General features: G+C 66.3%; 23 protein-coding genes. 5 read left to right on the plus strand and 18 right to left on the minus strand.

What is annotated here, in order from left to right:
• Positions 1 to 14 precede the first annotated feature (14 nt).
• From AC30PD_RS18805 to AC30PD_RS18825, 5 genes are all read right to left on the minus strand, one after another.
• Complete coding sequence (locus AC30PD_RS18805; protein WP_489537208.1) at positions 15 to 1,634, minus strand: SpoVR family protein; 1,620 nt, start codon at positions 1,632 to 1,634, stop codon at positions 15 to 17.
• Between the two features lie 13 nt (positions 1,635 to 1,647).
• Positions 1,648 to 2,928: a YeaH/YhbH family protein gene (locus tag AC30PD_RS18810; protein WP_489537209.1), complete on the minus strand. Its 1,281-nt coding sequence runs from the start codon at positions 2,926 to 2,928 to the stop codon at positions 1,648 to 1,650.
• 28 nt (positions 2,929 to 2,956) lie between these two features.
• On the minus strand, positions 2,957 to 4,879 hold the full coding sequence (locus tag AC30PD_RS18815) for a PrkA family serine protein kinase (protein WP_489537210.1): 1,923 nt from the start codon (positions 4,877 to 4,879) through the stop codon (positions 2,957 to 2,959).
• Positions 4,880 to 5,199: 320 nt separating this feature from the next.
• Complete coding sequence (locus AC30PD_RS18820; RefSeq protein ID WP_489537211.1) at positions 5,200 to 6,108, minus strand: ParB/RepB/Spo0J family partition protein; 909 nt, start codon at positions 6,106 to 6,108, stop codon at positions 5,200 to 5,202.
• An 18-nt stretch (positions 6,109 to 6,126) separates the two neighbouring features.
• Positions 6,127 to 6,687 (minus strand): RBBP9/YdeN family alpha/beta hydrolase, encoded by a 561-nt coding sequence (locus tag AC30PD_RS18825; protein WP_489537212.1) that lies wholly within the window; start codon positions 6,685 to 6,687, stop codon positions 6,127 to 6,129.
• A 46-nt stretch (positions 6,688 to 6,733) separates the two neighbouring features.
• Here AC30PD_RS18825 and argC point away from each other — a divergent pair, with 46 nt between their 5' ends.
• Positions 6,734 to 7,675, plus strand: coding sequence for an N-acetyl-gamma-glutamyl-phosphate reductase (gene argC, locus AC30PD_RS18830; protein ID WP_489537213.1), 942 nt, complete (start codon positions 6,734 to 6,736; stop codon positions 7,673 to 7,675).
• A 10-nt stretch (positions 7,676 to 7,685) separates the two neighbouring features.
• On the opposite strand, the gene AC30PD_RS18835 is transcribed toward argC, so the two are convergent.
• The 4 genes from AC30PD_RS18835 to mnmG all read right to left on the minus strand — a co-directional run bounded on the left by AC30PD_RS18835 (position 7,686) and on the right by mnmG (position 11,999).
• Positions 7,686 to 8,477, minus strand: a complete 792-nt coding sequence (locus tag AC30PD_RS18835) for a GNAT family N-acetyltransferase (protein WP_489537214.1) — start codon at positions 8,475 to 8,477, stop codon at positions 7,686 to 7,688.
• The gene (locus AC30PD_RS18840) at positions 8,474 to 9,244 is read right to left on the minus strand and encodes a ParA family protein (RefSeq protein ID WP_489537215.1); all 771 of its coding nucleotides are present in this window, start codon (positions 9,242 to 9,244) and stop codon (positions 8,474 to 8,476) included. The genes AC30PD_RS18835 and AC30PD_RS18840 overlap by 4 nt, the downstream gene beginning before the upstream one ends.
• 93 nt (positions 9,245 to 9,337) lie before the next feature.
• Positions 9,338 to 10,015 (minus strand): 16S rRNA (guanine(527)-N(7))-methyltransferase RsmG, encoded by a 678-nt coding sequence (gene rsmG, locus AC30PD_RS18845; RefSeq protein ID WP_489537216.1) that lies wholly within the window; start codon positions 10,013 to 10,015, stop codon positions 9,338 to 9,340.
• Positions 10,002 to 11,999 carry a tRNA uridine-5-carboxymethylaminomethyl(34) synthesis enzyme MnmG gene (gene mnmG / locus AC30PD_RS18850; protein WP_489537217.1) on the minus strand — a complete coding sequence of 666 codons (1,998 nt, stop codon included), beginning with the start codon at positions 11,997 to 11,999 and terminating at the stop codon, positions 10,002 to 10,004. The genes rsmG and mnmG overlap by 14 nt, the downstream gene beginning before the upstream one ends.
• Before the next feature lie 112 nt (positions 12,000 to 12,111).
• Between mnmG and AC30PD_RS18855 the strand changes: the two genes are divergently transcribed.
• A complete protein-coding gene (locus AC30PD_RS18855) occupies positions 12,112 to 12,369 on the plus strand; it encodes a YkgJ family cysteine cluster protein (RefSeq protein ID WP_489537218.1) in 258 nt (85 codons plus the stop codon).
• Position 12,370: 1 nt separating this feature from the next.
• Here the strand turns inward: AC30PD_RS18855 and AC30PD_RS18860 are convergent, their stop codons facing one another.
• Entirely contained in the window at positions 12,371 to 12,838 is a 468-nt protein-coding gene (locus tag AC30PD_RS18860) for a GNAT family N-acetyltransferase (protein ID WP_489537219.1), read from the minus strand.
• Positions 12,839 to 12,968: 130 nt separating this feature from the next.
• On the opposite strand from AC30PD_RS18860, the gene AC30PD_RS18865 reads away from it, so the two are divergent.
• The gene (locus AC30PD_RS18865; RefSeq protein ID WP_489537220.1) at positions 12,969 to 14,108 is read left to right on the plus strand and encodes an SMP-30/gluconolactonase/LRE family protein; all 1,140 of its coding nucleotides are present in this window, start codon (positions 12,969 to 12,971) and stop codon (positions 14,106 to 14,108) included.
• 6 nt (positions 14,109 to 14,114) lie between these two features.
• On the opposite strand, the gene AC30PD_RS18870 is transcribed toward AC30PD_RS18865, so the two are convergent.
• The 5 genes from AC30PD_RS18870 to AC30PD_RS18890 form a co-directional block, all read right to left on the minus strand.
• The gene (locus AC30PD_RS18870; RefSeq protein ID WP_489537221.1) at positions 14,115 to 15,287 is read right to left on the minus strand and encodes an ABC transporter permease; all 1,173 of its coding nucleotides are present in this window, start codon (positions 15,285 to 15,287) and stop codon (positions 14,115 to 14,117) included.
• Positions 15,284 to 16,114, minus strand: a complete 831-nt coding sequence (locus AC30PD_RS18875; RefSeq protein WP_489537222.1) for an ABC transporter ATP-binding protein — start codon at positions 16,112 to 16,114, stop codon at positions 15,284 to 15,286. The genes AC30PD_RS18870 and AC30PD_RS18875 overlap by 4 nt, the downstream gene beginning before the upstream one ends.
• Positions 16,111 to 17,589 carry an alpha/beta hydrolase gene (locus AC30PD_RS18880; protein ID WP_489537223.1) on the minus strand — a complete coding sequence of 493 codons (1,479 nt, stop codon included), beginning with the start codon at positions 17,587 to 17,589 and terminating at the stop codon, positions 16,111 to 16,113. The genes AC30PD_RS18875 and AC30PD_RS18880 overlap by 4 nt, the downstream gene beginning before the upstream one ends.
• A 3-nt stretch (positions 17,590 to 17,592) precedes the next feature.
• On the minus strand, positions 17,593 to 17,961 hold the full coding sequence (locus AC30PD_RS18885; RefSeq protein ID WP_489537224.1) for a glutaredoxin domain-containing protein: 369 nt from the start codon (positions 17,959 to 17,961) through the stop codon (positions 17,593 to 17,595).
• A 76-nt stretch (positions 17,962 to 18,037) separates the two neighbouring features.
• Complete coding sequence (locus AC30PD_RS18890; protein ID WP_489537225.1) at positions 18,038 to 18,922, minus strand: pirin family protein; 885 nt, start codon at positions 18,920 to 18,922, stop codon at positions 18,038 to 18,040.
• 141 nt (positions 18,923 to 19,063) lie between these two features.
• Here AC30PD_RS18890 and gstA point away from each other — a divergent pair, with 141 nt between their 5' ends.
• Together gstA and AC30PD_RS18900 are read left to right on the plus strand one after the other, a co-directional pair.
• Entirely contained in the window at positions 19,064 to 19,675 is a 612-nt protein-coding gene (gene gstA, locus AC30PD_RS18895; protein WP_489537226.1) for a glutathione transferase GstA, read from the plus strand.
• A gap of 20 nt (positions 19,676 to 19,695) precedes the next feature.
• Positions 19,696 to 20,094, plus strand: a complete 399-nt coding sequence (locus AC30PD_RS18900) for a hypothetical protein (protein ID WP_489537227.1) — start codon at positions 19,696 to 19,698, stop codon at positions 20,092 to 20,094.
• Between the two features lie 33 nt (positions 20,095 to 20,127).
• Here AC30PD_RS18900 and AC30PD_RS18905 read toward each other — a convergent pair whose 3' ends face one another.
• Genes AC30PD_RS18905 through AC30PD_RS18915 form a run of 3 tightly spaced genes read right to left on the minus strand, consistent with a single transcriptional unit; the run spans position 20,128 to position 23,829 of the window.
• Positions 20,128 to 21,717, minus strand: a complete 1,590-nt coding sequence (locus tag AC30PD_RS18905) for an ABC transporter ATP-binding protein (protein WP_489537555.1) — start codon at positions 21,715 to 21,717, stop codon at positions 20,128 to 20,130.
• Positions 21,711 to 22,793 carry an ABC transporter permease gene (locus AC30PD_RS18910; protein ID WP_489537228.1) on the minus strand — a complete coding sequence of 361 codons (1,083 nt, stop codon included), beginning with the start codon at positions 22,791 to 22,793 and terminating at the stop codon, positions 21,711 to 21,713. Before AC30PD_RS18910 ends, AC30PD_RS18905 begins: the two co-directional genes overlap by 7 nt.
• 4 nt (positions 22,794 to 22,797) lie before the next feature.
• Positions 22,798 to 23,829, minus strand: coding sequence for a microcin C ABC transporter permease YejB (locus tag AC30PD_RS18915; protein ID WP_489537229.1), 1,032 nt, complete (start codon positions 23,827 to 23,829; stop codon positions 22,798 to 22,800).
• Positions 23,830 to 23,853: the final 24 nt, after the last annotated feature.

A 23,853-nucleotide genomic window follows, 5' to 3' on the forward strand; every position in this document is an offset into this window, starting at 1 on the left:
CACCGGGCGCCTCATCAGTGGTTCGGGGCAGGTACCGTGAGGTGCTGAGCCACGGTGCCGGCGGCGTCCACACTTTCAAGGTGCACACCGAAGCCCCAAAGCCGCGCCACGTGCTTCAGCACTTCTTGCGAGCCTTCGTGCAGCGGCCGGTTGTTGTGGCGCGTGTGGCGCAGCGTGAGCGAGCGGTCGCCGCGCAGGTTCACGTTCCAGACCTGGATGTCGGGTTCGCGCGAGCTCAGGTCGTACTGGTGCGAGAGCGCTTCGCGCACGCGCCGGAAACCCGAGTCGTCGTGGATCGCCGAGACCGCCAGCGTTTCCGATTTTTCGTCGTCGAGGATCGCGAACAGTCGCATGTCGCGCATCAGCTTCGGTGACAGGTACTGGCCGATGAAGCTCTCGTCCTTGAAGTTGCGCATGGCGTGGTCGAGTGTCGGCAGCCAGGGCGCGCCAGCGAAACTCGGGAACCACTCGCGGTCTTCGGCGGTCGGGTTTTCGCAGATGCGCTTGATGTCGGTGTACATCGCAAAACCGAGCGCATACGGGTTGATGCCGCTGTAGGCGCGGTGCCCCACCGGCGGCTGGTAGACCACGTTGGTGTGCGACTTGAGCCACTCGATCATCACGCCGTCGGTGAGGTAGCCGTCGTCGTACATGGTGTTGAGCAGGTGGTGGTGCCAGAACGTGGCCCAGCCTTCGTTCATGACCTGCGTCTGGCGCTGCGGGTAGAAGTACTGCGCGATCTTGCGCACGATGCGCACGATCTCGCGCTGCCAGGGTTCGAGCAGCGGCGCGTTCTTTTCGATGAAGTAGAGGATGTTCTCCTGCAGCTCGGCCGGGAAGCGCTTGGTGTTGGCCACGTCTTCGGCCTTCTCGGCCTTTCTGGGCAGGGTGCGCCAGATGTCGTTGACCTGCGACTGGGCGTGCTCGAGACGGTCCTTGCGGCGCGCGGTTTCTTCGGCGAACGAGAGTTTGCTGGGCCGGCGGTAGCGGTCGACGCCGTAGTTCTGCAGTGCGTGGCAGCTGTCGAGCAATTCTTCGACCGGGCCGAGGCCGTACTGCTCTTCGCATTCGGCGATGTAGTTCTTCGAGTAGACCAGGTAGTCGATGATCGACGATGCGTCGGTCCAGAGCTTGAAGAGGTAGTTGCCCTTGAAGAAGCTGTTGTGGCCATAAGCCGCGTGCGCGATCACCAGCGCCTGCATCGCAGTGGTGTTTTCTTCCATCAGGTAGCTGATGCACGGGTCGGAATTGATGACGATCTCGTAGGCCAGCCCCATCTGCCCGCGCTTGTAGTTCTTCTCGTTGGCGATGAACTCCTTGCCGTAGCTCCAGTGGCGGTAGTTCACCGGCATGCCGACCGACGCGTAGGCGTCCATCATCTGCTCGGAGGTGATGATCTCGAGCTGGTTCGGGTAGGTGTCCAGGCCGAAGCGGCGTGCCGTGGCGCGGATGACCTCGTGGTATTGCTCGATCAGCTCGAAGCTCCAGTCGCTCGGGTCGGGCAGCTTCGCTGCCGGCCGCGGGCCGGCCGGCAAAGGCGCCAGCAGCGGCTTGCGCTCCGACTTGCGGCGGTCGCCCATGAAGGGCGGCGGCGGGCCGACGTTGATCCTGCGTTCGCCGGGGAAGCCGCTCATGCTGTCTCCTGGTTCAAGAGGCCGCCCCTTCTTTCTTGAAGAGCTCGCGGAACACCGGGTAGATCTGCGACGCCTCGGTGACCTTGCGCATCGCGAAGTGCGGGTGGGTTTCCTGCAGGCGTGTGTACTCTTCCCAGAGGTTCTGCTCTTCGTCGGCCACCTGCACGTAGGCGAAGTAGCGGCAGGCCGGCAGCAACTGCTCGGTCAGCAGCTCGCGGCAGCGGCCGCTGTCGTGGTGCCAGTTGTCACCGTCGCTGGCCTGCGCGCCGTAGATGTTCCATTCGCTCGGCGAGTAGCGGGCCTTGATGATCTCGTCCATCAGCACCAGCGCGCTCGACACCACCGTGCCGCCGGTTTCGCGGGCGTGGAAGAAGTTTTCTTCGTCGACCTCTTGCGCCTGCGTGTGGTGGCGAATGAAGACCAGATCGATCTTGTCGTAGTGGCGTGTGAGAAAAAGGTAGAGCAGGATGAAGAAGCGCTTCGACAATTCCTTGCGGCCTTCGTCCATCGAACCCGACACGTCCATCAGGCAGAACATGACCGCCTTGGTGGTGGGCACCGGCACCTTCACGCGGCTGCGAAAGCGCAGGTCGATCGGGTCGAGGTAGGGGATGCGTGAGAGGCGGTTCTTCAGCGCGCCGATGCGCTCTACCAGCTCGGCACGGCGGGCGTCGCGCAGTGCGCTCACCGGCTGCGCCAGCACTTCTTCGAGCTCGTCTTCGAGCGCACGAAGTTCGCCGCGCGAGCCGGCGCCGATCGCCAGGCGCCGGCCGATCGCGCCGCGCATCGAGCGCACCACGCTCAGGTTGCTGGGCGTGCCATCGCTGACGAAACCGGCGCGGTGGCTTTTCCATTCCGGCGTTTCGGCGAGCTGGGTCTGCGTCAGCCGGGGCAGCGCCAGGTCGTCGAAAAAGATCTGCATGAATTCTTCTTTGGTCAGGTGAAAGACGAAGTCGTCGTCACCTTCGCCGGAATCGCTCGCTTCACCCTTGCCGCCACCTTTGCCGCCGCCACCCTTGGGGCGCTCGATCTGGTCACCGGTCATGTATTCCTGGTTGCCGGGGTGCACCATCTCGCGCGTGCCGCCCTGGCCGTGGCCGAACACCGGCTCGCTGATGTCGCGCTTCGGGATGTGGATGTCTTCACCACGCTCCATGTCGCGAATGCCGCGCGCGTCGACGGCGCGGCGCACCGCGTCGCGCACCTGGTTGTGGTGGCGGCGCAGGAAGCGCTCGCGGTTGCCGATGGACTTGTTCTTGCCCGCCAGGCGCCGATCAATGATCTGCTGGAGCATGCGTTCTCCGTGGGTGGCGTGTCAGCGATCAGCTGCTCTTGCGCACGCGCAGATACCACTCGCACAACAAGCGCACTTGTTTGGCCGTGTAGCCCTTGTCGACCATGCGGTTCACGAAGTTCTCGTGCTTCTTGGCTTCGTCGGCACTCGCCTTCGCGTTGAAGCTGATCACCGGCAACAGCTCTTCGGTGTTCGAGAACATCTTCTTCTCGATCACCGTGCGCAGCTTTTCGTAGCTCGACCACACCGGGTTGTGGCCGGCGTTGTTGGCCCGCGCGCGCAGCACGAAGTTGACGATCTCGTTGCGGAAGTCTTTCGGGTTGCTGATGCCGGCGGGCTTCTCGATCTTCTCGAGCTCGGCGTTCAGCGAAGCGCGGTCGAAGACCTCGCCGGTGTCGGTGTCGCGGTATTCCTGGTCCTGGATCCAGTAGTCGGCGTAGGTCACGTAGCGGTCGAAGATGTTCTGCCCGTACTCGCTGTAGCTCTCGAGGTACGCGGTCTGGATTTCCTTGCCGATGAACTCGGCGTAGCGTGCCGACAGGTGCTCTTTGATGAAGCCGAGGTACTTCTGCTCGGTCTCGGCCGGGAACTGCTCGCGCTCGATCTGCTGTTCGAGCACGTACATCAGGTGCACCGGGTTCGCGGCCACTTCGGCGCTGTCGAAGTTGAAGACCTTCGACAGGATCTTGAACGCGAAGCGGGTCGACACGCCGCTCATGCCTTCGTCGACGCCGGCGTAGTCGCGGTACTCCTGGTAGCTCTTGGCGCGCGGGTCGGTGTCTTTCAGGTTGTCGCCGTCGTAGATCTGCATTTTCGAATACAGCGACGAGTTCTCGGGCTCCTTCAGGCGCGTGAGCATCGCGAACTGGCTCATCATCTTCAGCGTGCCGGGCGCGCACTTGGCTTCGGCCAGCGACGAGCCGCGCAGCAGCTTTTCGTAGATCTTGACCTCTTCACTCACGCGCAGGCAATAGGGCACCTTCACGATGTAGATGCGGTCGAGGAAGGCTTCGTTGTTCTTGTTGTTGCGGAAGGTCTTCCACTCGCTTTCGTTGCTGTGCGCGAGCACGATGCCGTCGAACGGAATGGCGCCGAAACCTTCGGTGCCCTTGAAGTTGCCTTCCTGCGTGGCCGTGAGCAGCGGGTGCAGCACCTTGATCGGCGCCTTGAACATTTCAACGAACTCGAGCAGGCCCTGGTTGGCCAGGCACAGGCCACCCGAGAAGCTGTAGGCGTCGGGGTCGTCTTGCGCAAAGGTTTCGAGCTTGCGGATGTCGACCTTGCCGACGAGCGCCGAGATGTCCTGGTTGTTCTCGTCGCCCGGTTCGGTCTTGCTCACGCCGACCTGCTTGAGCACGCTCGGGTAACGCTTCACGACCTTGAATTGGCGGATGTCGCCGCCGTACTCTTCGAGCCGTTTCACGGCCCACGGGCTCATGATGCGGTTCAGGTAGCGGCGCGGAATGCCGAATTCTTTTTCGAGCAGCGCACCGTCTTCCACCGGGTCGAACAGGCCGAGTGGCGATTCGTTCACCGGTGAGCCCTTGATGGCGTAGAACGGCACCTGTTCCATCAGCAGCTTCAGGCGTTCGGCGATCGAGCTCTTGCCACCGCCCACGGGCCCCAGCAGATAGAGGATCTGCTTCTTTTCTTCGAGGCCTTGTGCGGCGTGGCGGAAGTACGAGACCACCTGCTCGATGGCGTCTTCCATGCCGTAGAACTCGGCGAAGGCGGGGTAGATCTTGATGAGTTTGTTGGCGAAGATGCGTGACAAGCGCGGCTCGTTGCGCGTGTCGACCATCTTCGGGTCGCCGATGGCCTTGAGCATGCGCTCGGCGGCGGTGGCATACGCTACCGGGTTGCGCTTGCACTCGGCGAGGTAGTCCTCGATCGAGAGTTCTTCTTCGCGGCTGCGTTCGAAGCGGGCGGCGAAATTGCTGATCACATCCATGCTGATCTCCTGTGGCGTACTAGGAGGCGGATCGGGGCGTCGCATGCCCTTCACCGTCTGGGGAAGTTCTGATGACACCCGGCGGGCGCCATCAGAGCTTTCCGTTCATCAGCGGGTTGTGTGTCTCAAGCTTCTTTCATTCTGCGCCTGCCGGTGCCCGGAGTAAAAGGCCCATCACCGCTCAAATTCGGGATTCGTTTGCATCATGAATGATTAGCAAACAACGTGCCGAAGATGAGTGCGTTGACATGCCGCCTGTGTGGCTGAGCTTGCCTGGTTCGCCAAAGTTCCGCGCAGTGCGCTTGCGCGCGAAGCCGAACTCAGCGGGCGCCCAAGCCCAGCTTGTCGAGCAGGCCATTGAGCTCTTCGAGGGAGCCGAAGGCGATGGCGATTTCGCCTTGTTCGCCCTTCTTCGTGCGCTTCTTGACGCGCACTTCGACGGCAGCCGTCAAGGTGTCGGACAACTCCTGTTCGATGCGTTGCAGGTCGCGGCTCTTTCCGTTCTTCGCGCGCAACAGCGGTGTCTGCCGGCCGGTCGTGGTGCCGGCGCGCGCGACCAGTCTCTCGGCCTCGCGCACGCTCAGCTTCCTGGCGACGATCTCGGTCGCGCTCAAGATCTGCTGTGCGCCTTCGAGCGGCAACAGCGCGCGCGCGTGGCCCATGTCGATGTCGCCGGCCATCAGCATCTGCTGCACCGGCTCGGTCAGGTTCAACAAGCGCAGCAGGTTGCTCGCGGCGCTGCGCGAGCGCCCGACCGACTGCGCGGCCTGCTCGTGCGTGAGGCCGAACTCGTCGGTCAGCCGCTTCAGGCCCTGCGCTTCTTCGAGCGGGTTCAGGTCTTCGCGTTGGATGTTCTCGATCAATGCCATCGCGGCCGCGGCTTCGTCGGGCACCTCGCGGACCAGCACCGGCACGTCGTCGAGCCCCGCGAGCTTTGCCGCGCGCATGCGGCGCTCGCCGGCGATGATCTCGTAGCGGCCCGGTGCGACCGGGCGCACGAGGATCGGCTGCATCACGCCTTGCGCCTTGATGCTCTCGGCCAGCTCGTACAACGAGCCTTCGTCCATGCGCGTGCGCGGCTGGTACTTGCCCGCCTGCAGTTGCGTGAGCTTCAGCGTGTGCGGCGCGCCGCTCGGGGTGCTGCTCGCGAGCTCATCGGCATCCTTGACACGCGGGCCGAGCAGCGCTTCGAGGCCGAGGCCGAGGCCTTTGGGTTTCTTGGTGACCATGGCGACAATTGTGGACGATCACGCCGCCAGCCCGATCAGCGCCCGCAGCATCGCGTGGCCTTCTGGCCAGTCACCGAGACCCGAGTCGCCGTTGATGTGGCCGCGCGCGCCGAGGGTGGCCGAGTCGCTGCCCCAGTCGGCCGCCATCTCCGCGGCGCGGCTCGGGCTGCAGTACGGGTCGTCACTGCTGCTCACGACCAGGCTCGCGAAAGGCAGCCGCTCGCGCACGACCGGTCGCCAGTTGTAGAGATGCGGCGGCATGTCTTCGCGCTCGGGGTCGGGTGGGGCGACCAGCAAGGCCGCCTTGACGCGCGCCGTGTGCTGCGAGTGCGCCGCCCACGCGGCGACGAGCTGGCAGCCGAGGCTGTGCGCAACCAGCACGGCAGGCGTCTCGCTCTGCGACAGCACGTCGTCGAGACGCGCCATCCAGTCGCCGCGTTTGGGCCACAGCCAGTCGTCCTGTTCGACGCGCTGGTGGCCGTGAAGCTCTTCCCAGCGAGTCTGCCAATGGCCCGGCCCCGAGTTCTGCCAACCCGGCAACAACAAGACGCGCAAGGGCGAAACATCGGGCAGTGTCATCGTGGTGGTTTATGCTTGTTGGAGTTTCGAAGCAGGGGTGAAAGTCATGAAATACCGCGCGTTCGTCGATGGCCAGGAGGGCACCACCGGCCTGCGCATTCACGAGTATCTCGCGCAGCGCAGCGACATCGAAGTGCTGCGCATCGACGCCGACAAGCGCAAGGACGCGGCCGAACGCGCGCGCCTGCTGAACGCCGCCGACGTGGCCTTTCTGTGCCTGCCCGACGTGGCGGCCAAAGAGGCGGCCGCGCTGGTCACCAACCCCAACACCTGCCTGATCGACGCCAGCACGGCGCACCGCACCACGCCCGGCTGGGCTTACGGCTTGCCCGAGTTGGCGCCAGGGCAGCGTGCGCTGATTCGCACCGGCAAGCGCATTTCGAACCCCGGCTGCCATGCCTCGGCGTTCATCCTGCTGCTGCGGCCACTGGTCGATGCCGGGCTGGTGCCGCCGGCGCTACCGATTTCTGCCAGCTCGATCACCGGGTACTCCGGTGGCGGCAAGAAGATGATCGAGCAGTACGAAGCGGGTGGTGACGCGCAGCTCGACTCGCCCCGGCCGTATGGCCTGACGCTCGCGCACAAGCACGTTCCAGAGATGATGACCCACACCGGTTTGACCACCAAGCCGGTTTTCATGCCGATCGTGGGCAGGTTCTACAAGGGTTTGTCGGTGAGCGTGCCCTTACACCTTTCACAGTTGGGCTCGGCGTGCACGGCCCAGGACGTTCAAGGCGTGTTCGAAAAGCGCTACGCCGGCGAGCGCTTTGTCCGTGTGATGCCGCTGCGCGACCCGGCGGCGATCGAAGCGGGCTTCTTCGATGTGCAGGCCTGCAACGACACCAACCGTGTCGACATCTTCGTGTTCGCCAACGACAGCCAGGTGATTCTGATGGCCCGGCTCGACAACCTGGGCAAGGGTGCCAGTGGTGCCGCCGTGCAGTCGATGAACGTGCACCTGGGCCTGGACGAATCGCTCGGGCTGTAGCGCCCGAAGCTCACGCCGCCGAAGGATCGCGTGCGCGATAGTGGTAAGCGTAGGCGTCGGTGAACCCGAGGCGCTCATACACCGTCCGTGCGGCGTGGTTGTCGCCATCGACCTGAAGGTAGGCATGGCGTGCGCCGCGAGTGTGCGCTAGCTGCAGCAGGTGCCGGCACAAGTGGCCAGCGTATCCGCGGCCGCGTGATGTCGCTGCGGTGAACACGTCGTAAAGACCCACCAGCGGTCCTTCGATCGCGAACTGACCGCAAGCAACGAGTTCCGAGCCCACGTGCATTTCGACAGCGTGAAACGGTACTGGCGAGTTCAGCAAGCGCTGACCGTGCGCCTGGCGCTGTGAAAGTGGCGAGCCACGCAGGCTGCCGACCCGTTGCGCGAAGGCTTCCAGACCGGTGGCGTGGAACTCCGCGTCGGGCGGAATCGCCGCATCCGCCAGGCTTGCCAGATCGGCCAGAACCATGACCCGTGTGTCGTCGAACCGCTTCAGCCCCTGGCGGGCCAGCAACGTGTCGAGCCCCTCGGGCAAGGTGAACGGCGTGATGCGCACGATCATCGGCAGGCCGGCCTCGGCGAACACCGCATCACAGGCTTTCAGGCGTTCGTCGATCGGCAGGCGGCCTGCAGCCACCGCGTTGATGCAGCGAGCGCGCTTGGCCTTGCCGGGCGAGAGACGCACCAGCCAACCGTCGAGCCAGCGTTGTTGCGGGGGTGCGCTCGCGTTCAGCCCGGCGTCTTCGATCCGGCTGAGCAGCGCCGGGTCGATTGTCGGGTTGAGCCCGTGCAAGCTCATGCAGCACCGAGGCGCTGCGACATTTCCTGGGCGAACTCGACAAACGCCTGCGCACCCTTGGAGGCCGGGTCGAACACCACGCCCGGCATCCCGTAGCTCGGCGCTTCGGCCAGGCGCACGTTGCGCGGAATCACGGTGTTGAACACCTTGTCGCCGAAGTGGGCCTTGAGCTGCTCACTCACCTGCTGCTGCAGGGTGATGCGCGGGTCGAACATGACACGCAGCAGGCCGATGATTTCGAGCTCGGGGTTCAGGTTGGCGTGCACCTGCTTGATCGTGTTCACGAGGTCGCTCAGGCCTTCGAGCGCAAAGTACTCGCATTGCATCGGCACGACGACCCCGTGGGCGCTGCACAAGCCGTTGAGCGTGAGCATGCTCAGCGACGGGGGGCAATCGATCAGCACGAAGTCGTAGTCGGATTGCACCGCCTGAAGCGCGTCGCGCAGGCGTTTGTCGCGGCGCTCGAGCTGCACCAGTTCCACCTCGGCACCCGCCAGTTCTCGGTTGGCGCCGAGCACGTCGTAGCCGGCCTTCTCGCTGGCGACGCGGGCTTCGGCGATCGACGCGTTTCCGAGGAGCACGTCGTAGACGCTCAAGCCGAGCGCACGTTTGTCGACACCCGACCCCATCGTGGCATTGCCCTGCGGATCGAGGTCGACCACCAGAACGCGTTTGCCGATTCTGCTCAGCCCTGCGGCCAGGTTGACCGTGGTGGTGGTCTTGCCGACTCCGCCCTTCTGATTGGCGATGCAGAAAATTCTGGCCATGGGCGTGCTACAGGTGGGCAAAGTGGCGCGAAAGCGGCCGAGAGCTGTGGTCAGCAGGCAAGGACGGGGATTCCGCTCTTGGGGGCAGGGCGATTATAGAGACGGGGTTCGTGGCCGAATCCAGACCAGGCAACGCTCCGCTTGCAGGCCTGGGACCAACAGCTGTTCCACGTGAAACACTTCCAGCCCGGGTCCGAGTGCGGCGATTTCTTCGTCGGGCAGCTTGCCTTTCATCGCCATCCAGACGCCGCCCGGCGCAAGGAGCGCGCCGGTCAGGCGCGTGAAGTCGCTCAGCGAAGCGAAAGCACGAGAAACGATCACGTCGAAGGGCGCGGATTTGAGTTGTTCGACGCGGGCGTGCTCGGCGGTCAGGTCCTTCAGGCCGAGCTCACCGGCGGTCTGGCGTACGAATGCCGCCTTCTTTCCGACCGTGTCGACGCAGGTGACTTGAACGCCCGGGTTCAGGGCCGCGATCACGACACCGGGCAAGCCGCCGCCGCTGCCCACGTCGAGAATCCGCCGCGCCTGGCTGGCGTCGAGCTGCCGGCGCAGCGGGCCGACGACGGCCAGGCAGTCGGCCAGGTGCTGCGTCAGCATCTGCGCCGGGTCACGCACGGCTGTCAAGTTGTAGGTGGCATTCCAGCGCTGCAGCAGGGCCAGGTAGGCGAGCAGGGTGTCGGCCTGCGCCGTGGTCAGCTCGAGCGCCAAGGCGTCGCCGATCTCGGCGAGCGCTTCCCGGCGAGCTGCGGCTGGCGCCTCAGGCGGTTGCATCTGCCGGGCGCGCGTCGTGCTGGGCAAAGCCCTTGAAACGCCCCTTTTTAAGGTGCACGAGCAGCAGCGAAATCGAGGCCGGCGTGATGCCCGAGATCCGCGAGGCTTGCCCGAGCGTTTCTGGCCGGTGTTTGGCCAGCTTCTGGCGCGCCTCGAACGACAGCGCCTGAACAAGCCCGTAGTCGATGTTTTCCGGCAGCGGCAAGCTCTCGAAGTGCGCGCTGCGCTCCACGTCACGGTTCTGCTTGTCGATGTAGCCCGCGTACTTGATGCTGATCTGGACTTGCTCGATCACCGTGTCGGCGAGCGCAGCGCCGAATTCCGCCTGCAGTGTTTCACGTGAAACAGCAGCGTCTGGCGATGCAATCTGCGCTACCTCGGCGACTTGATCGAACCCGACGTCGGGCCGTGTCAGCAGTTCGGCGAGGCTGTACTCGTGTTCGATGGTGGTGCCGAGCAAGCGCTGCGCATGCTCGTCGGGCAAGACCGCAGGGCGCACCCAGGTCTGCTTCAGCCGTTCGACTTCGCGCGCCACCGCATCACGCTTGCGGTTGAAGGCCGACCAGCGAGCGTCGTCCACCAGGCCCATCGCGCGGCCGGCTTCGGTCAGCCGCATGTCGGCGTTGTCTTCGCGCAGCTGCAGGCGGAACTCGGCGCGGCTCGTGAACATGCGGTAAGGCTCGGTCACGCCCTTGGTGATCAGGTCGTCGACCAGCACGCCGATGTAGGCCTGGTCGCGGCGCGGCAGCCACGCCGGGTCGCCGCGCACCTGCAGCGCAGCGTTGATGCCGGCGAACAGCCCTTGCGCTGCAGCCTCTTCGTATCCCGTCGTCCCGTTGATCTGGCCGGCAAAAAACAAACCTTCGACGCCGCGCGTCTCGAAGCTGGCCTTCAGCTCGCGTGGGTCGAAGTAGTCGTACTCGATCGCGTAACCCGGCCGCAGGATGTGCGCCTCTTCCAGGCCCACCATGCTGCGCACCGCGGCGAGCTGGATGTCGAAGGGCAGCGAGGTTGAAATGCCGTTCGGATAAAACTCGTGCGTCGTCAGGCCTTCAGGCTCCAGAAAGATCTGGTGTGAGTCCTTGTCGGCGAAGCGATTCACCTTGTCTTCGATGCTCGGGCAGTAGCGTGGCCCCACGCCGTCGATCAAGCCCGTGAACATCGGGCTGCGGTCGAAACCCGAGCGGATGATCGCGTGCGTGCGCTCGTTGGTATGCGTGATCCAGCAGGGCACTTGCTGCGGATGCTGCTCGGCTCGGCCCATGAAGCTGAACACCGGCATCGGCTCGGCGGCGGGTGAGCCATTGGCGCCCGGCACGCCATCGCCCGGCTGGGCGGTCAAGGCAGCGAAGTTGATCGAGCGGCCGTCGAGCCGCGGCGGCGTGCCGGTCTTGAGCCGGCCTTGTGGCAGCTTCAGCTCCTTCAGCCGCGAAGACAACGCCACCGCCGGCGGGTCGCCAGCGCGGCCGGCGCTGTGGCTTTCCAGGCCGACGTGGATCTTGCCGTCGAGAAAAGTACCGGCGGTCAACACCACGGCGCGCGCCATGAAGCGTATGCCCACTTGCGTGACAGCCCCCGCGATTCGGCCACCTTCCAGAATCAGGTCATCGCACGCGCCTTGAAACAGCCACAGGTTCGGCTGATTCTCCAGGCGCTTGCGGATCGCCGCCTTGTACAGGATGCGGTCGGCCTGCGCTCGCGTGGCGCGCACGGCAGGCCCTTTCGAGCCGTTCAGGATGCGGAACTGGATACCGGCCTCGTCGGTAGCGGCGGCCATCGCGCCGCCCAGCGCATCGACTTCCTTGACCAGATGACCCTTGCCGATGCCGCCGATCGACGGGTTGCAGCTCATCTGCCCGAGTGTCTCGATGTTGTGCGTGAGCAGCAGCGTGGCCGCGCCCATGCGCGCAGCGGCGAGCGCGGCCTCGGTGCCGGCGTGGCCACCGCCGACCACGATCACGTCGAATTGCTTCGGGAACAACATCGGATTGCCTGATTTTTGAGCAGACGGGGATTGTAGGCAGCGGGCCTGGGGAAGTCACCCGAAGGGTTCGGGCGGCTGGTTGTGCACGAGACCCGTTTGTTACGCTCGCGCCATGGAATGCCGACCCGCCTGCGGCGCGTGCTGTACCGCCCCTTCGATCTCGAGCCCGATTCCCGGCATGCCGGGCGGAAAGCCCGCGGGTGTTCGCTGCGTGCAGCTCGACGCAGAGAACCGCTGCCTGATCTTCGGCCGGCCCGAGCGCCCGGCGTGCTGTTCAGGCCTGCAGCCGTCGGTGGAGATGTGCGGCGCCAGCCGCGAGCACGCGATGCAGTGGCTCGCCAGGTTGGAGGCCGCCACTTCGCCCGGCTGAGTCAACCCGGCAGCAGCATCTCGGTGTGCGGAATGCCGTCTTCCATGTAGGGCTCGCCGACGGGCTGAAAGCCGAAGCTGGCGTAGAACGCCTCGAGCCGCGTCTGCGCCGAGATGCGAATGCCTTGGCGGGGGAATGCATCCTGGCAATGCGCCACCGCACGCCGCACGAGTTCGCGGCCCAGGCCCGTGCCACGCGCTGCATCGATCGTGATCACCCGCCCGATCGACGGTTCGACGTACTTCTGGCCGGGGTGCACGACACGCGCATACGCCAAGGGCATCGAGCGGTCCGCCGACCACCCGGCGAGGTGAAACGACGCGCTGTCGAAGCCGTCGGCGTCGAGATATACGCAGGCCTGTTCGATCGAGAACACTGTTTGTCGGGCGCGGTAGATCGCTTCCAGTTCGAAGACGTTCAGCTCGTCGAAACGGCACCAGCGCCACTCGGGCAATGAAGATTCGCGCACGTCGAAAACTCTTGTTCGGATGATCGCGGATTGTGAAGGAGCGGGCGCCGCGTTACCGTGCCCATGCAACCGCCCGGTTGCGCAGAGCCCATGAACGCGCAGCCACGCCGTGGCGCCCAGGAGACCCGTCTTGACCAAGCTGCTCTACCGGCTGCTGCTGCCGCTGCTGGCGATCGTCGTCGCCTATCTGCTTTTGTGGCCGGTGCCGATCGAGCCGGTGGTGTGGAGCCCCGCTCCGGCACCGGGTTACGTCGGCCCGCACGCGGTGAACCAGAAACTGGCCGGGCTGAAGTCGATCGACCTCAGCGCCGATTCCGGCCCCGAGCACATCCTGGTGCGCGACGGCTGGGTCTATGCCGCCGTGTCGAGCGGCTCCGTCGTGCGCATGCGGCCCGACGGCACGGGCCGAGAAGTGGTCGTCACCACCGGCGGCCGGCCGCTCGGCTTCGACTTCGACGCACAAGGCGCGCTGCTCGTCGCCGACCCGGAATACGGCGCGCACGGGGGCTTGTTGCGGGTGACCGGCAGCGGCGCGTCCGCAAAAATCGAGCTGCTCACCGACAGCGTCGACTCGCCGTTGAAGGGCGACGCCATCCGATACGCCGACGCGGTGGTCGTCGCGAAGAACGGCAAGGTCTACTTCACCGACGCGTCGCGCCGCTTCGGCGCCAAGGCTTTCGAGGGCGCGTTCATCGCGAGCGTGCACGACATCCTCGAACACCAGTCCACCGGCCGCCTGCTCGAATACGACCCGGCCACCAAAACCACGCGCGTGCTGCTCGCCGACCTGTGTTTTGCCAACGGTGTGGCGCTCTCCGCCGACGAACAATCACTCTTCGTCAGCGAGACCGGCGAATACCGCATCTGGAAGGTCGCGGTCGGCGCGCAGAACCTCAGCGCCAAACGGCCCGGCCCCGGCGCCGTGGCGCTGCTGAGCAACCTGCCCGGCTACCCCGACAACCTGATGCGCGGCGAGGGCGGCCGCCTCTGGACCGGCCTCACCAAACCGCGCGGCGCCTTCATCGACGACAACGCCGGCAAACCCTGGCTGCGCCAACTCGTGATGCGCCTGCCGCGGTCCTTGTGGCCGGTGCCGCCGGCCTATGGCCACGTCTTCGCGTTCGACGAGTCGGGCAAGATGCTCGTCGACCTGCAGGACCCGAGCGGTGCCTACCCCGAGACGACGTCCGTCACCGAAACAGCCGACCGGCTCTACATCCAGAGCCTGCACGCGAAGACGCTGGGCTGGATGCCGAAGCCCGCGCTCTGACCTGCGTCAGCGAACCGCCGCGCTGCGCAGCGTGCGCGCCACGAACCACACGCACACGGTCGCCAGCAGCACGCACACGCCGAGCGGCACCAGCACCTGCGCGGTGTCGAAGGCTTCGCCCTTCAACACGCGGGTCATCAACACGTTCTGCGCGAGTGCCGGCACCCACAGGTGCCAGGGCGAATCGCCGCCCAGGCTGAACACGTTCACCAGCGGCAGCAGCGATGCCGCGAGCATCACCACGGTCGAACTCGCCTGCGCTTCCTTGAAGCTCTTGCAGCGGATCGCCACCGCCATCAGCAGCGCCGACACGGCAGCTGCGAACGGCAGCAGCACCACGAGGAACAGCGCCGCCTCGCGCGGGCCGTACTGAAACATCGCGGCCAGCGTGTCGCTGCGCAAGACCCATTGGCCGGGCAGGAAGCTCAGGCAACTCAGCACCGCGATCAGCATGCCCACGCTGGCGACGGCGCCCCATTTGCCCACCACCAGCACCCAGCGTTCGCTCGGGTTCATCAGCAGCGGTTCGAGCGAGCCGCGCTCGCGTTCACCGGCGGTCGTGTCCAGCGCCGCGTTGAGCGCGCCGTACAGCACCGCCATCATCACGAAGTAGGGCAGCATGCCGGTGATCTGGGTCGCGCGTGTCTGGGTGCTGGCGAGGTCTCGGTCTTCGACCTGCATCGGCTCGAGCAAGTCCAGCGAGATGCCACGCAGCGCCAGGTTCAGCGTCGCGCGCTCGCGGCTGAAGCCGCTCAGCAGCCGCGCGATCGGCCCGGCGCCCGCTTGCGAGCGCTGGTTGGCGCTGTCGGAGACGAGCTCGACGGTGGGCGACTCGCCACGCTGCAACGCGGCCTCGAAACCCTCCGGCACCACGACCACCGGGTCGGTCAGCTTCGCGTTGCGCAGTTGTTTTTCGTAGTCGGCGGGCGCGGCCTTCACCGTGTAGGTCTGGCGCTCGAACCAGTTCTTCAGGCTCGGTGCGTGCTCGATGCCGGCCACGATCACCTGCCGCGCTTCGGCGCGCGACTCGAGCGAGGCCACCAACGAAGAGATCGCTACCAGCACCAGCGGCCCGAGCAGCACCGACGACACCAGCACCGTGAGCAGCGTGCGCCGGTCGCGCAGCGCGTCGCTGATCTCCTTGCGGAACACCGTCAGCACGGATTGCATCGGCTTCATCGCATCGGCTCCGGTGAAGCTTCGTGGGCATGGATTTCTTCGGCGAACGCCAGCTTCACGAACGCTTCTTCGAAGTCGCTCTCGCCGGTTTGCGCCAGCAGGCCGGGCACCGTGCCGGCGGCCACCGTGCGGCCGTGCGCGACGACCACGACGCTGTCGCACAGCCGTTCCACCTCTTGCATGATGTGGGTCGAGAACACGATGCACTTCGAGCCGCCAGCCGGCGTGCGCAGCCAGCGCAGGCTCTCGCGCAGCGCGCGGGTAGCGAGCACGTCGAGGCCGTTGGTCGGTTCGTCGAGGATGATGTTGGCCGGGTCGTGCACCAGCGCGCGCGCGAGCGCCGTCTTCATGCGCTCGCCCTGGCTGAAGCCGTCGGTGCGGCGGTCGAGCAGGGCCGTCATCTCCAGCATGTGCGACAGGCTCTCGGCGCGTGCGTTCGCCGCGTCGGCGCTCATGCCCTGCAGCCGCCCGAAGTAGACGATGTTCTCGCGTGCGCTGAGGCGCGGGTACAGGCCGCGCGCGTCCGAGAGCACGCCCATGCGCGCCAGCGCTTCGCGCGGGCGGCTCGCCACGTCGATGCCGTCGACCGCCATGCTGCCCGCGTCGGGCGTGATCAGGCCGGCCAGCATGCGCAGCGTGGTCGTCTTGCCGGCGCCGTTCGGGCCGAGCAGGCCGGTGATGTGGCCGTCGGGCGCGTCGAAGCTCACGTCTTTCACCGCCTGCACGAAGCGCGCGGGTTCGCGGCGTTTCAGCGACACGCCGGCGAAGCCCGTGCCCTTCGCGGCCGGTGCGGCGAACTGTTTGGCGAGGTGCCGGACGCCGATCATTTCAGCACCCCGGTGGCCACGTCAATGGGCACGAAGGCCGGCGGCCGCGGAATGCTCTTCACGCAGGCCGCGTCGACCGCCAGCGCTTCCTTGTCGTCGGCCGCGTCGACGAAGCGGTAGATCACGTCGCGCATGCAGCCGAGCGACATCACGCCGTGGCCGGCGTTCGGCACGACCACGTGCAAGGCGTTGGCGCCGAGCAGCTTCGCCACCCGTTCACCGTGGCGCGGCGGCGTGGCGGGGTCGAGCCCGCCGCTGAGAAGCAGCGTCGGCGAGGCGGCTGCCGTCACGGCATAGAACGCTGCCGGCAGCACGCCGCGCGGCCACTCGGCGCAGGCGCGGCGGTACAGCGTGGCCTGGTCGTTGCCGAAGTCGGCACCGGGTTGGTCGCTCGCCTTGTCGAGCAAGGGCAGGTCTTCGGCGCAGACGACCGAGAAGTGCATGCCGACCGCAAGCTGCGCACCTTTGCGCGACGACATCAGCGAGCCCATGCCGACCAGCGCTTCGAAGCGGCCCTGCGCTGCGGCGGCGATGGCCGCCGGCAGCGCGGCCGCGAACGCCGGCGCGTAGAGCGGGCCGCGCACAGCGGCCAACACCATCTCGCGCGTCAGCGTGAAACGTTCGGGCAAGCCGGTGAGCGGGTGCGCGGCCGAGACCGTGCGCGGCAAGCCGGCCAGCAGCGCCGACCAATCGGCACGCAGCGTCGGAAAAGCCTTGGTGCACGCCGGCTCGCGCTCGCAATCGGCCAGCAGCTTGTCGAACGCCGCCTGTCCGTCGGTCGAAAAACTCGCCGGCAGCACCATGTCGGGCGGCGCCACGCCATCGATCACGCTGCGCCGCACGGCTTGCGGGAACTGGCGTGCGTAGTCGAGCGCCGCGCGTGTGCCGTAAGAAGCGCCGACGAGGTTGATGCGTGCGTAGCCGAGCGCCTGGCGAACCGCGTCGAGGTCTTGCATCGCCAGTGGCGTGGTGAAGAATCCGAGGTCGCTGGGGGCCTGGATGTAGGGCAGCTTCAGCAGTGCAGCCTTGCATTCCATCAGGCGCTTGAACGGCCGGTCTGCATCGGCCTGCTCGGCCAGACTTTCGCGCTGCGGGTCGGCGCATTCGAGTGGTGCCGACTTTCCGGTGCCGCGCTGATCCACGAACACGATGTCGCGCCGGTTGTTGAGGCGGGCGAACAAGGCGAGCATGTTCGGCGCCAGCTTGATCGCGCTCTGGCCCGGCCCGCCGGCCAGCAGGAACACCGGGTCGGGCAGTTTGCGCCGCGCCATCGCGGGGGCCACGACGTAGTGGACGTCGATCTTCGGGCCGTCGGGTCGCGCCGGGTCGAGCGCACGTTGCAACGCGCCGCACTGCACGCTGTGGCGCAGGCCGGGCACGCGGCAGTCGGTCAGCGGCTGGGCGGGTGCGGCGTGGCTGGCGAGCGCACAAAGCGCCGCGACCGCGATCCACCCGACACGGCGAAACACGCGCACGGCTTATTCGCCGAGCAGGCGCTTGAGCTCGCCGCTCTCGATCAGCCTCTGCAGGTCGGCGTGGCCACCGATCAGCGAGCCCTTCACGAACACCATCGGGAACGTCGGCCAGCCAGTCCACATCTTCAGCGAATTACGCCGCCGCCAGTCACTGAGGTAGCTGCCGTATTCGAGGTAGTGGTAGGGCACGCTGGCCGCGTCGAGCACCTTGCGGGCGCGCCTGCAGTACGGGTTCTGCGCCATGCCCACCACCAGCACCGGGTTCGACGACGCGGCGGCCTGCACGTTGTGCACGGTGTCGGCGTTCAGGTTCGCGACCTTGTCGCGAATGGCGGGGTGCAGGCGGGGTTCGTCGAGAATCTGGCGCGGCATGCAGGCGTCCTGAAGACAAAGACGCAAGCGTAGCCGACGCGGCGCCCGATCGGGCGCCGCACGCGTCAGCGTTTGTTCACACCGCCAGCGCGCCGCGCTGGAAGTCGGCCAGGGCCTGGTGGATCTGCTCGCTCGTGTTCATCACGAACGGGCCGTACTGCGCGATCGGCTCGTTCAGTGGCGCGCCGGCGACGAGCAGCACCCGCGCCGCCTGGCCGGTGGTGGCGAGGCGCACGCCGTCGGCCGCCGCGTCGTTGGCGAGGATCGCCATGCGCTCGCTCTCGACCACCTGCCCGCCCACATCCGCCGCGCCACCGCCGTACACGTAGGCGAAAGCGTTGTGACCGGGCGGCACGGCGGCGTCGAACGAGGTGCCCGCGGGCAAGGCGATGTCGAGCACCAGCGGCTCCGTCGTGGGCCGGCTCACGGCGCCGGCGATGCCGAGCGCCTGACCGGCGATCACGCGCACCTGCACGCCGCTGCCCAGCGTGATCGCGGGCACATCGGCCGGCGGCACGTCACGGTAGGCGGGCGCCGTCATCTTGTCCTTGGCGGCCAGGTTCACCCACAGCTGAAAGCCGGCCATGCGGCCTTCTTCCTGTTCGGGCATTTCTGAATGGATGATGCCGCGGCCGGCCGTCATCCACTGCACGCTGCCAGGCTCGAGCAGGCCGACGTTGCCGACGCTGTCTTTATGCCGCATGCGGCCTTCGAGCATGATCGTCACCGTCTCGAAGCCGCGGTGCGGGTGGCTCGGAAAGCCGCCGATGTAGTCGCTGGCCGAGTCGCTGCCAAAGGCGTCGAGCATCAGGAACGGGTCGAGGCGCTTTTGCAGCGGCTGCGTCAGCACCCGCGTGAGCTTCACGCCGTCGCCGTCCGAGGTGGGCTGGCCGCGCACCTGCCGCTCGACCTGGCGCGAGCGTGTCACCGTGAAGTTCTGGAGTGCCGTGGTGGTGTTCATGCAGTCAATGTAGTGCCGCGGCCCGCGAATGGAAGCGCGTCTCTTTGCACTCATTGGTGAAAGCGCTTGAACGACGCGCGCGCCGGCAGGAAAGGCGCGAAAGGGGTGTAATACGAGCCCATTCACTCCCGACCAAGCACCATGAAGCTCTACTACAGCCCCGGCGCGTGTTCTCTCGCCCCCCACATCGTGCTGCAGGAAACCGGTCTTGCCTTCGACCTGGTCAAGGCCGACCTGAAGACGCACAAGCTCGCCGCGGACGGCAGCGATTACTACCCCATCAACTCCAAGGGCCAGGTGCCGCTGCTCGAGCTCGACAGCGGTGACCGCCTCTCGGAAGGTCCGGCGATCACGCAGTACCTGGCCGACCAGGTGCCTGCCAAACAGCTTGCGCCGGCCAACGGCACGATGGCCCGCTACCGCGTGCAGGAGTGGCTGAACTTCGTCACCAGCGAACTGCACAAGGGCATCGGTGGCCTGTTCAACCCGGCCATGAACGACGACGGCAAGGCCGTGATCCGTGCCCGTGCCCTTGACAAGCTGAAGTGGGTCGACGGGCAGCTCGAAGGCAAGCAGTACCTGATGGGCGATGCCTTCACGATCGCCGACGCTTACCTGTTCACGGTCACGAACTGGACGGCGCACACCGGCATCGACATCTCTGGCCTGAAGAACCTGAGCGCGTTCCAAGCCCGCATGGCCGCCCGGCCGGCCGTGCAGGCCGCGCTCAAGGCCGAAGGCCTGCTCAAGTAAGCCGCGCCGTGCAGCCCGCCGTGACACCTGCCGCGCGGGCTGCAAGCCCGGGCAGCGCGCCCGCGCTGTTCATGCTGCTGGCCCTCGCCGCGTCGTTCGCGCAAGCGAACTCGGCGCCACCGGCTGGCAGCTACGCCGCCGAGCTGTGCGTGGCGACCTCGAGCGCCGCACCGAGCTGCGGCCCGGCGCAGGTCGAGCTGCAGGCCGGTGGCGCGGCGCGTGTGCGCGTCAGCGACTTCGTCTACCGCTTGAAGCTCAACAGCAGCCAGGTCGAGGTGGCGCTGATGCACGGTGCGATGCAGGTCGACGAATTCGTCGCGGTCTACGAGTGGGCCGGCAACTCGCTGCAGTTCGTCGATGCCGACAAGAACGCCCGCTACGAGCTGAAGCTCGGCGAACGCAAGACGGCAGCGAAGTAGCCCCCGCGCTGGCGCTGGCCCTGTGGCCCCGCCTCAGCCGAGGTGCGCCGCCGCCAGCAAGGCTTTCGTGTAGGCCTCGCGCGGTGCGTCGAACAGCGCCTGCGCTTCGCCTTCTTCGATCACGTCGCCGTCTTTCATCACCATCACGCGGTGCGACATGGCGCGCACCACCGCCAGGTCGTGGCTGATGAAGACATAGCTCATGCCGTAGTGGCGCTGCAGTTCCGCCAGCAGCGCGAGCACCTGCTGCTGCACAGACACGTCGAGCGCCGAGGTCGGCTCGTCGAGCACCAGCACCTCGGGGCGCAGCACCACGGCGCGCGCGATCGAGATGCGCTGGCGCTGGCCGCCCGAGAACTCGTGCGGGTAACGCTGCAGCACGTTGTGGATGCCGTTGGCGGCGCTCAGCCCCACTTCGTCGAGCATGGCCAGCACCAGCTTCTCGCGGTCCGAAGCCGAGAGTTCGGGTCGGTGCAGCGCCAGCCCTTCGCCGACGATCTGGCCGACCGTGAGACGCGGGCTGAGCGAGGCGAACGGGTCCTGGAACACCACCTGCATGCGCTTGCGCATCGAGCGCAGCACCCGCCGGTCGGCGTTGTCGATGCGCTCGCCGCCCATTGCCACGCTGCCCGAAGAAATGCCCTGCAGCGCCAGCAGCGCCATGCCCAGCGTGGTCTTGCCCGAGCCCGATTCGCCGACGATGCCGAGCGTTTCACCGCGCCGCAACTGCAGCGTGGCGTGGCGCACCGCTTCGAAGTGGCGCTTGCCGAACCAGCCTTCCGACATGGTGAAGGTCACGCCCAGGTCCTTGGTTTCGACCAGGGTCTGCGCGTCGGCCGGCACCGCTTGCACCACGCGCTGCGGGCGGCTGGCGAGCAGCTTCTTCGTGTAGGCGTGCTGCGGGTTCGTGAACACCGCCGCGGTCTCGCCCATCTCGACCAGCTTGCCGCGTTCCATCACGCCCACGCGGTGGGTGAAACGCCGCACCAGGTTCAGGTCGTGCGTGATGAAGAGCAGAGCCATGCCCATCTCGGCCTGCAGCTCGTCGAGCAGCGCCAGAATCTGGGCCTGGATCGTCACGTCGAGCGCGGTGGTCGGCTCGTCGCAGATCAGCAGCCTGGGCTTGCAGGCCAAGGCCATCGCGATCATCGCGCGCTGGCGCTGGCCACCCGAGAGCTGGTGCGGGTAGAAGTCGATGCGGCGTTCGGGTTCGGGGATGCCGGTGCGCTGAAGCAGCTCGATCGCACGCGCGCGCGCCTGGTTCTTGAGCAGCGCTTCGTGCAGCTCCAGCACCTCGCCGATCTGGTTGCCCACGGTGTAGAGCGGGTTCAGCGCCGTCATCGGCTCCTGGAAGATCATCGCGATGTCGGCACCGCGGATGCCGCGCATCTCGCGTTCCGACTTCTGCATCAGGTCGGCGCCGTCGAAGCGGATCACCCCGCTGCTCGTGGCTGCGTCGACGAGCCGCAGCACCGACAGTGCCGTGATCGACTTGCCCGAACCCGACTCGCCGACGAGCGCGAACTTTTCGCCCGGCGCGACCGTGAACGACACGTCGTTCACGACGACGCTCGTGCCGAAGCGCACCGTCAGGTGGTCTATTTCCAGAAGCGGCTTCATGATTTGCGCGTGTCGAAAGCGTCGCGCAGCGCGTCGCCGATGAAGGTCAGCAGCAGCATCGTCAGCACCAGCACCGCGAAGGTCGGGAAGATGATCCACCACGCATCGAGGTTGGCCTTGCCCTGGCGCAGCAGGTCGCCGAGCGACGGCGTGGTGGCCGGCACGCCGAGGCCCAGAAAGTCGAGCGAGGTCAGCGCGATGATCGCGCCGCTCATGCGGAAGGGCAGGAAGGTGATCACCGGCGTGAGCGAATTCGGCAGCACGTGGCGCCAGATGATCTGCGCGTTCGACAGGCCGAGCGCGCGCGCTGCCTTCACGAATTCGAGGCTGCGGTTGCGCAGAAACTCGGCGCGCACGTAGTCTGACAGGCCGAGCCAGCCCCACAACGAGAGCAGCACCAGCAAGAGCAGCAGCGAGGGCTCGAAGATCGAGGCGAAGATGATCAGCAGGTAGAGCTCGGGCACGGCGCCCCAGATCTCGAAGATGCGCTGCAGGAACAGGTCGGTGCGGCCGCCAAAGTAACCCTGCAGCGCGCCCATCACGATGCCGATCACGGTGCCCACGAGCGTCAGCGCGAACGCGAACCAGATGCTGACGCGAAAGCCGTAGATCAAGCGCGCCACCATGTCGTGGCCGTCACCATCGGTGCCGAGCAGGCCGTCGCTGCCGGGCGGCGACGGGCTCGGAATCTTCTGAAAGTAGTTCTGCGACAGCGCGGTGTGCGGGTTCAGCGTGAAGAAGGCCCAATTGCCGGGTTTGGCGAACTGGTCGGTGATGAAGGTGTCTTTCCAGTCGGTCGGCGTCGAGAAGTCGCCGCCGAAGCGTGTTTCCGGCTGGTTGGCGAACAGCGGGAACAGGATCTCGCCGTTGTAGCGGGCGACCAGCGGGCGGTCGTTGCTGATCAGTTCTGCAAAGGTCGCCAGCACCAGCAGCACGCCGAAGATCCAGAGCGACACGTAGCCGAGCCGGTTGCGTTTGAAGCGCGCCCAGGCGCGCTGGTTCGGCGAAGCCGGCATGCTCGCCGGCATGGCCTGGGGTTCGGTGGCCGAAGCGGGCAGTGTGGTGGTGTTCGTGTTCATGGCGTCACTTGCTCACGCTGGTGAACTGCACGCGCGGGTCGACCACCACGTACAACAGGTCGGAGACCAGCTTGACCACCAGCCCGATCAACGTGAAGAGGTAGAGCGAGCCCAGCACGACAGGGTAGTCGCGCCGCACCACCGATTCATAAGAAAGCAGGCCCAGGCCGTCGAGCGAGAACAGCGTTTCGATCAGCACCGAGCCAGCGAAGAACGCCCCGATGAAGGCCGACGGAAAGCCGGTGATCAGCGGAATCAGCGCGTTGCGGAAGATGTGCTTGAAGAGCACGCGCTTTTGCGACAGGCCCTTGGCGCGCGCCACCAGCACGTACTGCTTGCGCATCTCTTCGACGAAGGTGTTCTTGGTCAGCATGGTCACGATCGCGAAGCTGCCGATCACCATGCAGATCAGCGGCAGCGTGATGTGCCAGAGGTAGTCGGTGATGCGCGCCGGCCACGACAGGCTGGCCCAGTTGTCGGAGGTCAGGCCACGCAGCGGGAACAGCTCGTAGAAGCTGCCGCCGGCGAACAGCACGATCAGGAACAGACCGAGCACGAAACCGGGGATCGCATAACCAATCAGCACCAACAGCGAACTCAGCACGTCGAAGCGCGAGCCTTCGCGCACCGCCTTCCACACCCCGAGCGGCACCGAGATCAGGTACGACAGCAAGAAGGTCCACAAACCCAGGCTGATCGAGACCGGCAGCTTTTCCTTGATCAGCGACCACACGTCCTTGTTCTGCAGAAAGCTCTTGCCCAGGTCGAAGCGCAGAAAGCTGCCGATCATCTCGACGTAGCGCACATGGGCCGGCTTGTCGAAGCCGTAAAGCTTCTTGAGCTCGGCGATCTGCTTGGCGTCGTTGTCGCGGCCGGCCTTGTAGCCGCTGCTCTCGCCCTGGCCGGCACGCGCCTCGGCCATCAGCGTTTCGACCGGGCCGCCGGGCACGAACTGGATCACGATGAAGGTGATGGTGAGCGCGCCCAGCAGCGTCGGGATCATCAGCAGCAGGCGTTTGAGGATGTAGCCGAGCATCGGGAAACTTTCAGAAAGGAACAG

The sequence above is a fragment of the Rhizobacter sp. genome (assembly GCF_032229685.1).
Lineage (GTDB): Bacteria > Pseudomonadota > Gammaproteobacteria > Burkholderiales > Burkholderiaceae_C > LMDS01.

What these genes read in the sequence shown, in the direction of transcription:
- AC30PD_RS18825 (WP_489537212.1), bottom strand. Translation starts at nt 6,687, where the DNA reads ATGACACTGCCCGATGTTTCGCCCTTGCGCGTCTTGTTGTTGCCGGGT.
- AC30PD_RS18875 (WP_489537222.1), bottom strand. Translation starts at nt 16,114, where the DNA reads ATGATCGGCGTCCGGCACCTCGCCAAACAGTTCGCCGCACCGGCCGCG.
- AC30PD_RS18840 (WP_489537215.1), bottom strand. Translation starts at nt 9,244, where the DNA reads ATGGCCAGAATTTTCTGCATCGCCAATCAGAAGGGCGGAGTCGGCAAG.
- mnmG (WP_489537217.1), bottom strand. Translation starts at nt 11,999, where the DNA reads ATGTTGTTCCCGAAGCAATTCGACGTGATCGTGGTCGGCGGTGGCCAC.
- AC30PD_RS18815 (WP_489537210.1), bottom strand. Translation starts at nt 4,879, where the DNA reads ATGGATGTGATCAGCAATTTCGCCGCCCGCTTCGAACGCAGCCGCGAA.
- AC30PD_RS18870 (WP_489537221.1), bottom strand. Translation starts at nt 15,287, where the DNA reads ATGAAGCCGATGCAATCCGTGCTGACGGTGTTCCGCAAGGAGATCAGC.
- AC30PD_RS18915 (WP_489537229.1), bottom strand. Translation starts at nt 23,829, where the DNA reads ATGCTCGGCTACATCCTCAAACGCCTGCTGCTGATGATCCCGACGCTG.
- rsmG (WP_489537216.1), bottom strand. Translation starts at nt 10,015, where the DNA reads ATGCAACCGCCTGAGGCGCCAGCCGCAGCTCGCCGGGAAGCGCTCGCC.
- AC30PD_RS18890 (WP_489537225.1), bottom strand. Translation starts at nt 18,922, where the DNA reads ATGAACACCACCACGGCACTCCAGAACTTCACGGTGACACGCTCGCGC.
- argC (WP_489537213.1), top strand. Translation starts at nt 6,734, where the DNA reads ATGAAATACCGCGCGTTCGTCGATGGCCAGGAGGGCACCACCGGCCTG.
- AC30PD_RS18855 (WP_489537218.1), top strand. Translation starts at nt 12,112, where the DNA reads ATGGAATGCCGACCCGCCTGCGGCGCGTGCTGTACCGCCCCTTCGATC.
- AC30PD_RS18805 (WP_489537208.1), bottom strand. Translation starts at nt 1,634, where the DNA reads ATGAGCGGCTTCCCCGGCGAACGCAGGATCAACGTCGGCCCGCCGCCG.
- AC30PD_RS18820 (WP_489537211.1), bottom strand. Translation starts at nt 6,108, where the DNA reads ATGGTCACCAAGAAACCCAAAGGCCTCGGCCTCGGCCTCGAAGCGCTG.
- AC30PD_RS18885 (WP_489537224.1), bottom strand. Translation starts at nt 17,961, where the DNA reads ATGCCGCGCCAGATTCTCGACGAACCCCGCCTGCACCCCGCCATTCGC.
- AC30PD_RS18910 (WP_489537228.1), bottom strand. Translation starts at nt 22,793, where the DNA reads ATGAACACGAACACCACCACACTGCCCGCTTCGGCCACCGAACCCCAG.
- AC30PD_RS18835 (WP_489537214.1), bottom strand. Translation starts at nt 8,477, where the DNA reads ATGAGCTTGCACGGGCTCAACCCGACAATCGACCCGGCGCTGCTCAGC.
- AC30PD_RS18810 (WP_489537209.1), bottom strand. Translation starts at nt 2,928, where the DNA reads ATGCTCCAGCAGATCATTGATCGGCGCCTGGCGGGCAAGAACAAGTCC.
- gstA (WP_489537226.1), top strand. Translation starts at nt 19,064, where the DNA reads ATGAAGCTCTACTACAGCCCCGGCGCGTGTTCTCTCGCCCCCCACATC.